This window comes from Klebsiella sp. WP4-W18-ESBL-05 (genome assembly GCF_014169075.1).
Lineage (GTDB): Bacteria > Pseudomonadota > Gammaproteobacteria > Enterobacterales > Enterobacteriaceae > Kluyvera > Kluyvera ascorbata_B.
In genome coordinates, this window is the sequence record NZ_AP022057.1 from 3,897,138 (window position 1) to 3,911,066 (window position 13,929).

Genomic DNA, 13,929 nt, shown 5'->3' on the forward strand with positions numbered 1-13,929 from the left:
ACAAAGCGATACGTTGTAAAAAATGCTTGGAAGCATATAACTAATCTGATATCCCTTAATATCGATGGAAAGCAGTTCGCTTCTCGCTCAAAGCGGACTGCCGAGCCATCTCGTTTAGGGACAAAAGTAAGCTAGCTTCCTAACTTTAATTCGTCTGTTTAGGATTAAAATTCCTAAAGGTTAAAACCTCAAATTCGGGTAATGACTCCAACTTACTGATAGTGTTTTATGTTCAGATAATGCCCGATGACCTTGTCATGCAGCTCCACCGATTTTGAGAACGACAGTGACTTCCGTCCCAGCCTTGCCAGATGTTGTCTCAGATTCAGGTTATGTCGCTCAATGCGCTGAGTGTAACGCTTGCTGATAACGTGCAGCTTTCCCTTCAGGCGTGATTCGTACAGCGGCCAGCCATCCGTCATCCATACCACGACCTCAAAGGCCGACAGCAGGCTCAGAAGACGCTCCAGTGTGGCCAGAGTGCGTTCACCGAAGACGTGCGCCACAACCGTCCTCCGTATCCTGTCATACGCGTAAAACAGCCAGCGCTGACGTGATTTAGCACCGACGTAGCCCCACTGTTCGTCCATTTCAGCGCAGACAATCACATCACTGCCCGGTTGTATGCGCGAGGTTACCGACTGCGGCCTGAGTTTTTTAAGTGACGTAAAACCGTGTTGAGGCCAATGCCCATAATGCGTGCACTGGCGCGACATCCGACGCCATTCATGGCCATATCAATGATTTTCTGGTGCGTACCGGGCTGAGAGGCGGTGTAAGTGAACTGTAGTTGCCATGTTTTACGGCAATGAGAGCAGAGATAGCGCTGATGTCCGGCAGTGCTTTTGCCGTTACGCACCACGCCTTCAGTAGCGGAGCAGGAAGGACATCTGATGGAAATGGAAGCCACGCAAGCACCTTAAAATCACCATCATACACTAAATCAGTAAGTTGGCAGCATTACCGGAAATGAGTTGGGTGGTAGAACACAGCGGTCAACCGCGTGGTTTTCTGTTAGCAGAAGCACAGGATTCGACGCTGTTTATTGTCGAGCTCTCCGTGCATCAGGCGAGTCAGGGAATAGGGTTAGGTCGACGCCTTCTTAGCGATGTCGCGGTAGAGGCCAAAGCAAGGAGCTTCACGTCGCTCACGCTCACCACCTTTCGGGATGTACCCTGGAACGCGCCGTGGTATGCCCGAATGGGATTCGAAATGCTACCGGAAACGTCATTGAACGCTGCGCTACGGCAAAAGCTGGCACAAGAAGTGGCGCACGGCATGGCGTATGAATCACGCTGCGCCATGCGCCTGATGCTGAGCTAATGCGCCCTGACAGGGGCGCATGTCATATCAGAAGGTTTCCCAGTTTTCCCCGGTGTCGGTTGCCGCCGCTTTACGCAGCGTATCCGGCGCTGGCGCAGCGGCCACGCTGACCGGTTCGCGCGCGGTACTTGCCTGGCCCTGCTGGATGCGGAACACGGCCACCGCCTGCGTCAGTCGGCTAGCCTGCTCTTCCAGCGCCGCGGCGGCTGCCGCGGACTCTTCCACCAGCGAGGCGTTCTGTTGGGTGACACGGTCCATCTCCGATACCGCCAGGCCAACCTGGTCGATACCCCGGCTCTGCTCGTCAGATGCGGAAGCAATTTCGCCCATGATATCGGTTACGCGGGTCACCGCATTCACGATTTCATCCATGGTTTCGCCCGCGCTTTCTACCAGCGTGGAACCGAGGTCAACGCGGTTTACCGAGTCTTCAATCAGGCTCTTAATTTCCCGTGCCGCCTGGGCGCTGCGCTGCGCCAGGTTACGAACTTCACCGGCGACCACCGCAAAACCACGCCCCTGTTCACCGGCACGTGCGGCTTCCACCGCGGCGTTCAGCGCCAGAATGTTGGTCTGGAAGGCAATACCGTCAATCACGCTGATAATGTCGGCAATTTTCTGCGAACTGGCGGTGATATCACGCATGGTCTGCACCACGTTATCCACGACTTTACCGCCCTTCTGCGCGGTTTCCGATGCGCTCAGCGCCAGATGGCTCGCCTGACGGGCGTTTTCGGCGTTCTGCTTCACGGTCACCGTCAGCTCTTCCATACTCGCCGCCGTCTCTTCCAGAGAAGCCGCCTGCTGCTCGGTACGTGAAGAGAGATCGTTGTTACCCATCGCAATTTCACTCGCGCCGCTGTAAATCGCGTGAGCCCCCTGACGAACTTCGCCCACGGTGCGCGCCAGTTCACCCTGCATATGGCGCAGAGAGTGTGCCAGCTCGCCCATTTCGTTGTCGCTTTCCACGTCGATGCGTTTGACCAGGTCACCGCCCGCAATGTGGCGAATGCTGTCGATTAAACGATTCAGTGGTTCGATAAGCGTCTTGCGCACGCCCAGCCAGACGGAGATGCTCACGGCCAGTACGGCGATCATCATGCTAAACAGGATCCACATGGCCTGCGTGTAGGTGGCATTGCTGTCGTTGACCGCCAGGTCGTACAGGCTGTCGTTCTGTTGCAGATAGTTGACGTACGCCTTCTCAAAGCCGTCCTGATAACCCTGAGTCGGTTGGTCGAAGAAGTCGTTGATTTTGCCTGCACCCAGCAGTTGGATAAGCTCGGACAGCGCGCCGTGGTAGATGTCGTAGTTACGTTTGATTTCCAGCGCCGCCGCTTCGCTCTGACGCGGGTCACGCGGCATCGCTTCGTACTCGGTCCAGCGTTTTTCCGCATCAGACAGTGATTTGGTGGCAATCTGCATCAACTCGGCAACGGTAGCGCCGCTGCCGATATTGTTCTGATCCATCATGTAACGGATCCCGGCACGGTTCAGGGTATTGTGGGTTTGCAGCAGAGCAACCCAGCTCCCGTTCAGCCAGGACTGCTGCTGACGCACAGTTTGCAGAATGGTGAAGTCCTCTTTGTCATGCTTCAAAGAGTTAAAGAACAGTCCCCCTGACGCCAGCTGTAACAGGCCAAACAACACCAAAACCAGCACGAGGCTGGTGACGATCTTTATACGTTTTAACATGTTTCTCTTTCCTCCGGACGAATAACGAGTTTTCGGCGGGAAAAGACAAAACTTTATAGAAATTGTGACTATTAATACGGGTAGCGGGTAATGACTCCAACTTACTGATAGTGTTTTATGTTCAGATAATGCCCGATGACCTTGTCATGCAGCTCCACCGATTTTGAGAACGACAGTGACTTCCGTCCCAGCCTTGCCAGATGTTGTCTCAGATTCAGGTTATGTCGCTCAATGCGCTGAGTGTAACGCTTGCTGATAACGTGCAGCTTTCCCTTCAGGCGTGATTCGTACAGCGGCCAGCCATCCGTCATCCATACCACGACCTCAAAGGCCGACAGCAGGCTCAGAAGACGCTCCAGTGTGGCCAGAGTGCGTTCACCGAAGACGTGCGCCACAACCGTCCTCCGTATCCTGTCATACGCGTAAAACAGCCAGCGCTGACGTGATTTAGCACCGACGTAGCCCCACTGTTCGTCCATTTCAGCGCAGACAATCACATCACTGCCCGGTTGTATGCGCGAGGTTACCGACTGCGGCCTGAGTTTTTTAAGTGACGTAAAACCGTGTTGAGGCCAATGCCCATAATGCGTGCACTGGCGCGACATCCGACGCCATTCATGGCCATATCAATGATTTTCTGGTGCGTACCGGGCTGAGAGGCGGTGTAAGTGAACTGTAGTTGCCATGTTTTACGGCAATGAGAGCAGAGATAGCGCTGATGTCCGGCAGTGCTTTTGCCGTTACGCACCACGCCTTCAGTAGCGGAGCAGGAAGGACATCTGATGGAAATGGAAGCCACGCAAGCACCTTAAAATCACCATCATACACTAAATCAGTAAGTTGGCAGCATTACCGCCACCCATGAGGAGGAGTATGAACAAGCACTATATTGGTCAGTCCATAATCTAAACACTCGTTGCTTTATTAAAAGATTCCAGAAAATCTCACGCCTTCATTACCCCTGTGAACAATCGGAATTCTTCATTCCGTCCCTATCATTTCACAGGAGTAACCATGTCCGATGCCCCCGATACACTAGCTAGTACTGAGGCTTTACGCTCACAACTTTCATTCTTACCCCAACACGCTTGCGACCGAATTCTTTCCAGACTTCAGCACGCCATTCATTATGAACCCGTAATCGGCATCATGGGTAAAACCGGTGCCGGTAAATCTTCTCTCTGCAATGCGCTGTTCCAGCAACCGGTATGTCTGACCAGTGATCTAATGGCCTGCACCCGCGAGCCGCAACGACTGGTGCTGACCGTAGGTGAACGTAGCATGACGCTGGTTGATTTGCCGGGGGTGGGAGAGACTCCGGAAAAGGATGAAACCTATCTCACACTGTACCAACAACTGCTTGCTGAGCTGGATTTGATTATCTGGATCCTCAGGGCCGACGACCGTGCACGGGCAACAGATATTGCCACACATCGGGCTCTGCTGAACGCCGGTGCTGACCCATCGAGATTTCTGTTTGTGCTGTCCCAGGCGGACCGGGTACGGCCAGTGCCTGATGGTGAGGAATGGCAGGCACTTCCGGATGCAGAGCAATGCCTTTCTCTTGCCGTTATTAGTTCGATGGTTGCCGGACAGCTTTCATCCTCTTTCCCCGTGATGGCGGTGTCTGCGCACACTAGCTACAACCTGTCAGCCTTGGTAGAGCTGATAGTGCATGCTTTGCCTCCACAAGCCAGTAGTACAGTCTATCGACAACTGAAGTCTGAACATAAAAACGCTGAAAGCGACTCCGCTGTGCGGCTGCAATTTGGTGAAATAGCTGGCAGCGCATTTGATTCAGTCATTGATTCAAACTCTCTGCCTTCCGGATTGCGGGTTTTGCTATGCCGGTTACGTGAAAAATTGGTGCAGTTAGCAACCAGCTTCTGGGACAAACTCTTCGGCTGAATGCGGTTATTCTGGGCCAAAAATCAACTGTTAAAAATTAGTTCATTGATCTATAAAAACGATCAATAATTAAATATCGATCGTTTTTATCTATTAAAAAATCGATAAATTATCCCTCTATTGATCGCTTTTACCTATCAAAAACAAGGGCATTTTACTCACAGAAGTCTTCAGGAGTCTGGCAGGTAGGGAGACAGGAATAACGACATGAACATTAATCACACATCAGCGTTTTATCCGCTTGTTATCCCCTCGTGGCTACTCCTGATCAATCTACAAGGTGATATATGAAAATTCAGACAGCCATTGCAATTGTGTTATCTGCCGCTTCGGTATCGGCTCAGGCTGGTAATTGGGCTGTGAAAAACGGCTGGTGTCAGACTATGACTGAAAATGGTCAGGCACTGGTGATGCTGAAAAATGACACTATTGGCATATTCGGACAGCTTCAGGGTTGCCCTAATGGTCCGCAGGAATTAATGGGGAGCCGCATTAGTGTCAACGGCAATATGGTTCCCACTTCCCAGATGTGCAACCAGCAAACAGGATTTAAAGCAGTTGAAGTCGAAGGGGGCCAGGCTACTACGGCAGCTAAAAAGGCAATTGTTTCCATTGCCAGCCAGGAGGTTTCAACCCTGCAAGTTTTTGGCGGACAAATGACTTTCACTCGTGGCGACATGATGAGCGTCTGCCCGAAATACGTCTCTGCTCTTCCCACCAGCGCAGGGAGCAGTTCACCAGAGATAAATAAAGGTTCAGTAATGAAAGCAGCCAAACAGGCATATACAAAAGAGTATGACAGCGAAACCGCTGAGGCCGCAGATTTTGGCAGCTATGAAGTGAAGGGAAATACCGTGGTCTTTGAAGTCTACAATGCTGGATACCGCACATACGACAAGGTAGTGGTCACTGTTGGCAATGATGGCAAGGCCACAGGTGCAAAAGTGGAATATATGGGTCGTTAAGAGATTTCGAATAACACAGTTCACAGTATCAGAGGCCATGTTCTTTCGAGAGCATGGCCTTTTTCTTTTTATCCCGATGAATTCAGAAAAGGAGTTATCTATGCGCTTAGCTTCCCGCTTTGGCAGGGTCAATCTTATCCGTCGCGACCGACCATTAACGCACGATGAAATGATGTACCACGTTCCCAGCGTATTCAGCGCTGAAAAGCATGAATCCCGTAGTGAACGATATACCTGTATTCCAACTATTACTCTACTTGAAAGCCTGCAACGGGAAGGTTTTCAGCCGTTCTTTGCCTGTCAGGCCCGCGTTCGCGATCCTGGTAAACGTGAGCACACTAAACACATGCTTCGTCTGCGTCGCGAAGGCCAAATCACAGGTAAGCAGGTGCCTGAGATCATTCTGCTAAACAGCCACGATGGTTCAAGTTCATACCAGATGCTACCGGGATTATTTCGTGCGGTTTGCCAGAACGGGCTGATATGCGGTGAGAGTTTTGGCGAGGTACGAGTACCGCATAAAGGAAACGTGGTAGAGAAAGTGATTGAAGGAGCTTATGAAGTGCTTGGGGTTTTTGACCGAATTGAAGAAAAACGTGACTCAATGCAAAGCCTCTTGCTTCCCCCTCCGGCTCAACAAGCGTTTGCTAAAGCGGCGTTGACATATCGTTTTGGAGAGGAGTATCAGCCAGTAACTGAAGAACAAATCCTTGCGCCACGTCGCTGGCAGGACGAATCCAGCGATCTGTGGTCCGTGTTCAATCGGCTACAGGAAAACCTGATAAAAGGTGGTTTGAGCGCTCGTACTGCCCAAGGCAAGCGTAGCCATACACGCGCAGTGAAAGGGATCGATGGCGATCTGAAGCTTAACCGCGCTTTGTGGGTGATGGCTGAGCAAATGCAACAGGCGCTGGGCTGATGAGACTGCGGACTGAAAAAAGGAGGATAAATGAGCACTGTAATATCACTGATACCCGCATCCGCTCCCGCCGTACCACAAGCCTTAACGCCATATGCACAGCGAACAATTCAAAGGGCCTTGAACCTACTGGATAAACACCTGCGACAGCCCGGCGTGTCATTCCAATCTACAACCGAAACCCGGGACTGGTTGCGGTTAAAAATGGCAGTGCTGGAGCGGGAAGAGTTTATCGCTCTGTTTCTGGATAACCAGCACCAGTTGTTGGCCTGCGAAACTCTGTTCACCGGCACCATCAACCATACTGAGGTCCATCCCCGCGAAATCGTAAAGGCAGCTCTACGGCATAACGCCGCAGCGGTGATCCTCGCGCATAACCATCCCTCCGGCATGGCAGAGCCCAGCAGGGCAGACCGCTTGATTACCAGCAACCTGCAAAACACGCTGTTACTGGTTGATGTACGGGTTCTCGACCATCTCATCATCGGCCACCGGGAGATCGTCTCGTTTGCCGAGCGGGGCTGGCTATGAAAATCATCAGCAAGCGCCAGGCGATGACGCTTTACAGCCAAACTCCCGGTTCACGTCTGGCGACGTACTGTAAAGGTCGTTACCGCTGGACTGGTAGCGTCTGCCATTACACCGGTCGTCACGTCCAAGAGATCAGCGGCGTACTAGCCGTTTTTGCTGAACGTCGTCAGGGCCGCGACGGCCCGTATGCCATCCTGCGTAGCGTGACACTACCATAACTCTGGAATATTACGATGACTAAAGAACCTGTTCAGGAGCACGTTTGGGGCTTACACAGTCAAACCGTTCCATCATTCAGCGCCCGGTTAGTTCAGGAAGGTCGACGGCTGCATTTTCTGGCCGACCGTGCCACGCTTCTCGGCACATTCAGCCCGGAACAATCCGCAGCGCTGGATGCGATCTTCCCAGCATTAATCCGGGATATGGAAACCGCTCTGCTTAGCGGCAAACTCGACCCACGTGAGGCTAAACAATACATCTATATCCTCAACGGTTTCGCCTGCGAGTCAGATACGTTGGGGAGTTGCGGTTACGTTTACATCGTAATTTATCCTCAATCAGAAACCAGCTAGAACTTCCTCAATACTCATTTATCAGGACTTAACGCATGCAAATTTCAACTGCACCGACCACGGTGCCTGTTTCGTCACGCCTGTCGCCTATCGAGGTCTGGCAGATACTACTCAAACATCTTCTGGCACAACACTATGGTCTGACCCTTAATGACACTCCGTTCAGCGATGAAAGCATTATCCGTGAACATATTAATGCTGGTATTTCACTCAGCAACGCAGTGAATTTTATCGTCGAAAAATATGAGCTGGTACGTACTGACCGTAGTGGATTTACGATTATGGAGCAGTCTCCCTTCATCAGCAGTATCGACATTCTTCGTGCCCGCCGGGCCACTGGATTGATGAAACGTCAGGGTTATAAATCCATCAGCAATATCACTACAGGTCACCTTCTCCAAGAGCGACATTTACGATGATGATCCCAGCACCACCCGAGAAATATGCCTCTGTAGCCGATGCATAACACTTCATTCTCCTAATCCCACCATCCACGCCAGCCTTTCTAACGCTGGCGTTTTTTTGTTTGCACATAAACACAGCTATAGCTATTCCCGCTATTAGTAGCGGGAATAGCTATAGCATGGATTGTATTCGTAAAAATCAGGGAGAAAGTAGCCCAGCGTTTGGCTAGCTACCTGAGGAAAACTAGATCGCTGAGAAGAATTTTGCGTTGATTAACGTAGATTAAATTCACTTACACCCGCCGTTACATTGATTAAAGCTGGCTTGTGCGAAGAAGGAGGATATTTATCTAACTACTTGATTTAACTGGTGCCGATAATAGGAGTCGAACCTACGACCTTCGCATTACGAATTAGTAGAATCACATTTAACTAACTGTTTTATATGTACATCTCCGCATTCACATTGCACAACTCGATGGCACATGAGGCAAGAAAGGGAATGACGTTTTACGGCGTGTGACACAAAAATGACACACGATAAGAATACATCCACAGCACGTATGGCATATCGCGCACTGTGGACATTTAGCATTACTCTAAAGCAGGGAATCTTTTATACAGCGTAGAGATCCCTACATTAAACTGAATTGAAATTTCCTGCCGAGATTCACCGTCCATGATGAGCCTTCCCATCTCTTTCCACTGTTCATCAGTAAACTTCGGCCTACGTCCACCGACTCGCCCTTTTGCTCTGGCGACGGCCAGACCAGCTAAAGTTCTCTCACTGTTAAGGTCTGACTCGTACTGTGCCGCAGAAAGAATATTGCGGAAATTGTAGCGCCCGCTGGCGGTTTTCAGATCTACACCATCGGTAATACTGCGGAAGTTGATACCCTTTTCCTGCAACTGCTGGAACATCAGCAACGCATGCAGGACGTTGCGCCCGATCCTGTCCAGCTTCCAGACCACCAGTTCATCCCCAGCCTGCATAGTGGTGATCAGCCGCTTCAGTACCGGACGATTAGATTTTCTCCCGCTTGCATGCTCTTCAAAAATGTGATCACATCCTGATAACTCAAGGGCAGAGCGCTGAAGTTCAGTATCCTGATGGTTTGTAGATACTCGGGCATAGCCGTAAATCATGGGAATTTCTCCTGTTATGAAAACAGGAGAAACGGCGAAATATCGCCAGGTTATCAGGGGTTATAAAAAAGGTTGGTTTGAGAAATGTCCCTCATTCTCAAATGGCATCATATTTAACCGCCGGGACTTTTACCTTTACTGTTCCAGATGGTGTTTATCGAATTAAGTGTCGGGTTATTGGTGGTGGCGGTGGTGCTGGCGGCTCTGCATCTGCGAAATCTGGGGGCGGTGGCGGTGCCGGGGGATACGCTGAAGGATGGATTGATGTCACCCCGGGTCAGACGATTACGATTACTGTCGGTGCGGGTGGGCAAGGTGGAACGGCTGGGAACTTCGGTGTATCTGGTGGATTGAGTAGTGTCAGTGGTTTCATGTCCGCATCAGGTGGGGCTTACGGTGATGCGGGCGGCGGTGGCACTGGCGCGGGTGGCTTTGGTGGTACTGGAACAGGTGGTTCTGTTAACAGTGTTGGTAGTGATGGCAGTGATGGCACGACAACCGGTGCTGTGGGGGGCAGGCGCTGGCGGTGGTTCCGCTCTTGGAGGCTCTACCCGAAGCGGTGGCAGCGGAAGAAACTCACTCTCAATTGGCGGTGGTGGTTCCGCTAGCTACACAACGGCTGCGCAGAGCGGCGGAAACGGGCACGCTGGTGCGGTAATTCTGGAGTATTAATATGAAAACCTATGCATTCATTCAGAACGGTGAAATTGTAGAGATAATCCTACCTGTCGAGGGCCCTGATGGTAAATGGATTGATATCAGTGATCGGTTTGCGGCTGGCTTTGTTTCTATGATGGTCGATATTACTGATTTTATCCCTCAACCAGGTATGCACTGGAAGTGCTCAGGCGGTGAGTTTACGCCGCCTGAACTCAATGAAATTATGCCCACAACGACGGAAGCATCTGCTGGATAGTTTCTGGCTGCGCGTTATAGAACTCAATGTAACGCGCATCAGATTGCTCAATTGCAGTTGAGTGCTCTTGCGGACATGAAAACACAGCCTCAACCGATTTTTCATCTTGTGATAATTCAGCGTATATCATATCGAATACCTCGAAATAGCAATCAGAGCGGACCATGATGAAACGGCCGTCCCCAGAGGGTTTATGTCGTAATACATAGTCTGAGGTGTAATCAGTGCAAGGTCTGAGAACTGACCGTTAGCACCAATTCCTGCAACTCCTGTGTAGCCGCCAGTAGAGATATAACCAACCCCACTTGATGTTGATGCTATATCAATAACTAATCCGCCAGCCCCATTTGTTGAGTAAATCGATGTATATCCACTAACTGCTTTCGCATTTTTAGGCGTGATTGCCGCAATAGATAATGCGGTTAAAGCACCAACTTGCGCTGTTGAGGACAGTGCAGTTTGCTTTTCAATTGAAATATCTCTGCCAACCTGGTTACCAGCCACTAATTTTGAACCAGCAACACGCCACACACTGACTAATGATGATGCTGTATATCCGGCAGGCATTGATGCGCCACCATATACATCAGGCAGAATTGAATTTGTTGCATCAACAGCGAGCAGCGATGACGTATTGGTTGTTGGGTTGAAAATGGCATAGAGCGCAATAAAACCAGATGCTGGCACCGTCCCGGTATCCATCCCACCGGCGCCGACAGTTGCCAGGTTAATCGTTTTGCTGAATGCACTCAGTCGGTACTGGTGACCATTGCTATCTTCAACAATCAATTCATCCGCTGAGAACGTCGCTGTTGCAGACGCTGCAGCAATATTCATCGCAGCATTACGTGTTGACCCAACCACTCCAGAAAACGATTCTCGTAATTGAAGGTATGTGAGAATGTCAGCAATAGTCTTTTTCCCGATAATGTCACGGCCAACAGAAGTCAAATCAGTCTGCGCAGCTGTATCATTTCCAGTGAAATACGGGAGTTTATTTGCACCGGTTTCCAGCCCAGCTAATGCCGTCAGCGTGGCATCAAGGGTCTGGAAATCCTTCCCAAAAGCGGTCCCCATTTTGGAGATAAACCCGTTCAGGTCACCATCATCAAGCACGTCCAGCCCGCTTTTGTTGGCTGTGTACTGTGCAAGCGCAGCCGCAATAAAGCTGGCCTGTCGAATGGCTTTGTTTACCTGAGCACTGGAAGCTTTGCCTGCCATGAAGCCAGAGAGTAGAGCCGGAAGCGTTTCCCAGTCAGCCTGGGCCGTCACGTTAGCATTTGCCGCTGTCGCAAACGGTTTAAAGTTGTTTGTTGCCATTAGAGTATTGTCCCCCATGCTCCAACATCGAACCCATCGATGTATTCGTTATCCATATCAAACCCAAAGAATTTAGAGCCCTCGGATGGTGCTTCTACCGAAGGCGTTTCAACATCACCGGCCCATACGCCAGCTGCTTTAACGGTGAGATAGCCCTGTTTGATAGCGGCAATCAGTTCAAGAGACACATCAGAAATATCAGTCTCGGGGAATACCCAGACCGATATCGTCATGTCCTGGTTGTCGACAATTTGCATCCTGAGGCCTGAGCCAGCAGTCGCAGCGTCAAGGATGGGAGGCAGAGAATCGTTCCGCCCGTCCCAGTTATTGATAGCTATTTTCGCTTTCAGAATGATGCGGTAGGTGTCATCGCTCAGCGACGTATAGCCCGAATCCGGGTCATATGGTCCCTGCCATACGCCCTGGTCATATCCAAGCCCTTCTGTGTCCCAACTAAAATAAACGCCGGTAATCGGCTGGCTGACTATGCGGCTTCGCCCAATCCAGAGCCCGAGCGTGTCGAGTTGCACGCCGACCGCCGTATCGATATCGAAGGCTGTTACAAGCCCTGACATAGTGCCGGACACATCAATCAGCGGGCGGGTGCTCAGATCTATATGGTCAAAAAAGAGTGGCTTGGTAGCGTGGTAGTTAGTGATCAGTTCGGTGTATTTGCTCATGAGGTCACCGTGATACTGATATTCGCAGTGCTACAGGACGCAGAAGCATCATAGGCAATATCAATGTTTGATGCCGATACGCTGCCAGACGATTTACCGATCAGCAGGTCGGTAATATCGTAATAGCGGGCATTCCCGCCGCTCACCACGCCAAGGTTTGCCGGGGAATAAATACGGCTCAGCAGAACGTCGTCGCCAATTGTCAGGCCATTAATATAGTCGGCAACAGCCTGTTTGATCTGCTCGCCGATTTGAGATGTATACCCGGTAAAAACTTTCAGGGTAATGGCTACGAAAATTGGCACATCGGTAGAGCGTGAAAAACTGATGACGTGAGGATTACCGTAAGTATCCGGCACTGTGACAGAAGTTGTCCCGTAGGTTGCCGTTCCCTGCCCTTTATTCCCCCTGATGGTCTGGGCTATTTCGGTAACATCCCCACCATCGACGATGGCGGAAATCGAGTGTGGCGGCAGCCCATTGCTGTCGGTTGCCCCCGTGTCGTTCTCATACAGTTTGTGACGTGTCACGCCAGCAATGTTAGCGATTGCACCGTCGACGCCTTCAAGCGGTGTGACCGATGGTAGCGCGACGCTTTGCCCCTGCCGAATGCGCAGCTCTGCGTCGGTTTCAGCTGGTGAACCGACAGTAGCCGCAGCCGGGTTGGTTACCGACACCCAGCCTCGGGTCGGGGTGTTGATAGTGGTAATAGTCCCGGCCAGCGCCGCAACCGAACCGCTATTCGCACATGTGGCCGTCACCAGCACAGTACCATCAACGCCGATCGCCACACTCGCTGGAAAATTCCAGATAATGCCGTTTTTATCCCGTGCGGAGCCATTCGTGATAGTCGTGCCTGCCGTACCGGTTAACAGAAGGTCAGCAGTAGAGTTTGTCGCTACTTTTCGCGTGATCCCGTTAATTTTCACATTGCTGCTAAGCGCTGCGGCCTGCGCTGTCATCGGTGAAAACGAGTTGTAAATCTCGATAGCGGTGTTGTTAGCGTCATGCACGGCAAGAGCCACCAGCGCGACCATCTGCCCGTCTTTGCTGTCTGGTTCGAGGTAGGCATCACTACCGTAAATCTGCCTGAAATAGCTGGTCAGTGTATCTAGGATTGTCTGGTAATCAGGCGCACTAATCCCCTGGGCGGTTACCGTTGCCGATAGCCCCAGCGTGTCGAGGTTCAAAGCCATTTATGCCTCGCTTGTTACAGTCGTCTGGCCGTAGATTGTGTCAATGGAGGAAGTGAAGGTGACGCGACGGCTGGTGCCGTCATAATTGGTATCGAAGGAAAGAATCGACAGAACGCCCGGTGTGTCCTGTATGCGTTCACGTATAGCCAGGATGTAGACGTCAGATCGCTGTTTACCAAGCACCGACTGAACATACGGCGTGCCTTCCGTCAGATCGAGAAACCACTGACCGCGCCACAGCTCGAAGCGGGTTTTTACTGCCTGGGCGACACACTCCGGACTGTCGATAAGGAAGGTGTCGTCACCCTGCCCGAAAGTGTAATCGCCGTCAGCATCTTCGCGACGGTATCGCAT

17 protein-coding genes and 1 pseudogene are annotated in these 13,929 nt (G+C 51.2%); 10 read left to right on the forward strand and 8 right to left on the reverse strand.

The window, feature by feature from the left end; all coding sequences use genetic code 11:
* Positions 1-212 precede the first annotated feature (212 nt).
* Positions 213-910 (reverse strand): IS1 family transposase gene (locus H7R58_RS18550; RefSeq protein WP_225321516.1). Its coding sequence is split into 2 segments (ribosomal slippage): positions 213-661 and positions 661-910, totalling 699 coding nucleotides; the frame shifts between segments, so codons are not numbered across the junction.
* Positions 911-969: 59 nt separating this feature from the next.
* Between H7R58_RS18550 and H7R58_RS18555 the strand changes: the two are divergent.
* Positions 970-1,323, forward strand: a pseudogene (locus tag H7R58_RS18555) (GNAT family N-acetyltransferase); the annotation flags it as partial.
* 27 nt (positions 1,324-1,350) lie between these two features.
* Here the strand turns inward: H7R58_RS18555 and tsr are convergent.
* On the reverse strand, positions 1,351-3,018 hold the full coding sequence (gene tsr / locus H7R58_RS18560; RefSeq protein ID WP_182934466.1) for a methyl-accepting chemotaxis protein: 1,668 nt from the start codon (positions 3,016-3,018) through the stop codon (positions 1,351-1,353).
* Between the two features lie 101 nt (positions 3,019-3,119).
* A protein-coding gene (locus tag H7R58_RS18565) for an IS1 family transposase (protein WP_225321516.1) occupies positions 3,120-3,817 on the reverse strand; the annotation gives its coding sequence in 2 pieces (ribosomal slippage) (positions 3,120-3,568 and positions 3,568-3,817; 699 coding nt in all).
* Between the two features lie 215 nt (positions 3,818-4,032).
* Here H7R58_RS18565 and H7R58_RS18570 point away from each other — a divergent pair.
* The 7 genes from H7R58_RS18570 (at position 4,033) to H7R58_RS18600 (ending at position 8,332) form a co-directional block, all read left to right on the forward strand.
* Entirely contained in the window at positions 4,033-4,926 is an 894-nt protein-coding gene (locus H7R58_RS18570) for a GTPase family protein (RefSeq protein WP_182934467.1), read from the forward strand.
* Positions 4,927-5,213: 287 nt separating this feature from the next.
* Positions 5,214-5,891, forward strand: coding sequence for a hypothetical protein (locus tag H7R58_RS18575; protein ID WP_182934468.1), 678 nt, complete (start codon positions 5,214-5,216; stop codon positions 5,889-5,891).
* A gap of 100 nt (positions 5,892-5,991) precedes the next feature.
* Entirely contained in the window at positions 5,992-6,810 is an 819-nt protein-coding gene (locus H7R58_RS18580) for a DUF932 domain-containing protein (protein WP_182934469.1), read from the forward strand.
* A gap of 30 nt (positions 6,811-6,840) precedes the next feature.
* Positions 6,841-7,341 carry a RadC family protein gene (radC, locus tag H7R58_RS18585; protein ID WP_197975677.1) on the forward strand — a complete coding sequence of 167 codons (501 nt, stop codon included), beginning with the start codon at positions 6,841-6,843 and terminating at the stop codon, positions 7,339-7,341.
* Positions 7,338-7,559, forward strand: a complete 222-nt coding sequence (locus H7R58_RS18590; protein WP_182934470.1) for a DUF987 family protein — start codon at positions 7,338-7,340, stop codon at positions 7,557-7,559. The genes radC and H7R58_RS18590 overlap by 4 nt, the downstream gene beginning before the upstream one ends.
* A gap of 15 nt (positions 7,560-7,574) precedes the next feature.
* Complete coding sequence (locus tag H7R58_RS18595) at positions 7,575-7,913, forward strand: type IV toxin-antitoxin system YeeU family antitoxin (RefSeq protein WP_182934471.1); 339 nt, start codon at positions 7,575-7,577, stop codon at positions 7,911-7,913.
* 35 nt (positions 7,914-7,948) lie between these two features.
* Positions 7,949-8,332: a TA system toxin CbtA family protein gene (locus H7R58_RS18600; RefSeq protein WP_182934472.1), complete on the forward strand. Its 384-nt coding sequence runs from the start codon at positions 7,949-7,951 to the stop codon at positions 8,330-8,332.
* A gap of 579 nt (positions 8,333-8,911) precedes the next feature.
* Here H7R58_RS18600 and H7R58_RS18605 read toward each other — a convergent pair.
* Positions 8,912-9,463 carry a recombinase family protein gene (locus tag H7R58_RS18605; RefSeq protein WP_147191751.1) on the reverse strand — a complete coding sequence of 184 codons (552 nt, stop codon included), beginning with the start codon at positions 9,461-9,463 and terminating at the stop codon, positions 8,912-8,914.
* 101 nt (positions 9,464-9,564) lie between these two features.
* Here H7R58_RS18605 and H7R58_RS25645 point away from each other — a divergent pair, with 101 nt between their 5' ends.
* Together H7R58_RS25645 and H7R58_RS18620 are read left to right on the forward strand one after the other, a co-directional pair.
* Positions 9,565-10,071: a glycine-rich domain-containing protein gene (locus H7R58_RS25645; RefSeq protein WP_413774303.1), complete on the forward strand. Its 507-nt coding sequence runs from the start codon at positions 9,565-9,567 to the stop codon at positions 10,069-10,071.
* A gap of 65 nt (positions 10,072-10,136) precedes the next feature.
* A complete protein-coding gene (locus H7R58_RS18620) occupies positions 10,137-10,379 on the forward strand; it encodes a hypothetical protein (protein ID WP_182934475.1) in 243 nt (80 codons plus the stop codon).
* Positions 10,380-10,505: 126 nt separating this feature from the next.
* Here H7R58_RS18620 and H7R58_RS25315 read toward each other — a convergent pair whose 3' ends face one another.
* The 4 genes from H7R58_RS25315 to H7R58_RS18640 are packed head-to-tail and all read right to left on the reverse strand — an operon-like array spanning position 10,506 to position 13,929.
* Positions 10,506-11,699 carry a hypothetical protein gene (locus H7R58_RS25315; RefSeq protein WP_227674930.1) on the reverse strand — a complete coding sequence of 398 codons (1,194 nt, stop codon included), beginning with the start codon at positions 11,697-11,699 and terminating at the stop codon, positions 10,506-10,508.
* On the reverse strand, positions 11,699-12,379 hold the full coding sequence (locus H7R58_RS18630; protein WP_182934476.1) for a baseplate wedge 1 family protein: 681 nt from the start codon (positions 12,377-12,379) through the stop codon (positions 11,699-11,701). The genes H7R58_RS25315 and H7R58_RS18630 overlap by 1 nt, the downstream gene beginning before the upstream one ends.
* Positions 12,376-13,575 carry a baseplate J/gp47 family protein gene (locus H7R58_RS18635; RefSeq protein ID WP_182934477.1) on the reverse strand — a complete coding sequence of 400 codons (1,200 nt, stop codon included), beginning with the start codon at positions 13,573-13,575 and terminating at the stop codon, positions 12,376-12,378. Before H7R58_RS18635 ends, H7R58_RS18630 begins: the two co-directional genes overlap by 4 nt.
* Positions 13,576-13,929 (reverse strand): hypothetical protein, encoded by a 354-nt coding sequence (locus tag H7R58_RS18640; RefSeq protein ID WP_016239889.1) that lies wholly within the window; start codon positions 13,927-13,929, stop codon positions 13,576-13,578.